The organism is Micromonospora sp. M51 (assembly GCF_018070305.1).
GTDB classification, from domain to species: domain Bacteria; phylum Actinomycetota; class Actinomycetes; order Mycobacteriales; family Micromonosporaceae; genus Micromonospora; species Micromonospora parva.
In genome coordinates this window covers 1-496 of sequence record NZ_JAGPXZ010001474.1, presented here as the reverse complement: position 1 = coordinate 496, position 496 = coordinate 1, and the positions used below count along the sequence as shown (strand labels likewise).

The window sequence follows — 496 nt, the reverse complement described above, 5'->3', positions numbered from 1 at the left end:
CCCATCACCCTATTAAATTTATCCAATTCATTCGTTAAAATTAGGGTTATAAACGTACTTTTTCTTATTGCGATAGTAGGTGAAATTCAATCTTTTTTCGTCTGTTTGTTGAACTTCATCATCATTGCCAGTTTGAATCATTTCCTGATTTGTAATTTTCTTTTCATCTTTGATCGCATTTTTTAATGCCCCGCCCGATGCAACAAATCTTAATTTATGCGTTTGGCGTGTCAGCTCATAAAACCATTCGCGGCTCTCGGGGTTTTCACAATCATGCAAAATTTCGTCAGGCTTGGTTGCATATTTCAAAGTTTCAGCAATCGCATTTTTGATAGCTTCTTCTAGTTCCATGCCATCAACAACGTGACCGCCTTTTTTTGGCTTAACTGTGCGAACATCAACCACAGGATCATAATCGACATCCAAACATTCACGCCACAGCCGAACCCAATCAGATTGCTTTAAATAACCGTGTGAAAAGTAACTCGGTTTAACC

General features: G+C 38.3%; 1 protein-coding gene. It reads right to left on the bottom strand.

Annotation, left to right across the window (positions count from 1 at the left end; genetic code table 11):
- Window positions 1–27: 27 nt before the first annotated feature.
- Window positions 28–496 (bottom strand): protein rep (locus tag KBX53_RS35525; RefSeq protein ID WP_210864091.1); only part of this gene is annotated, 469 nt, incomplete at its 5' end.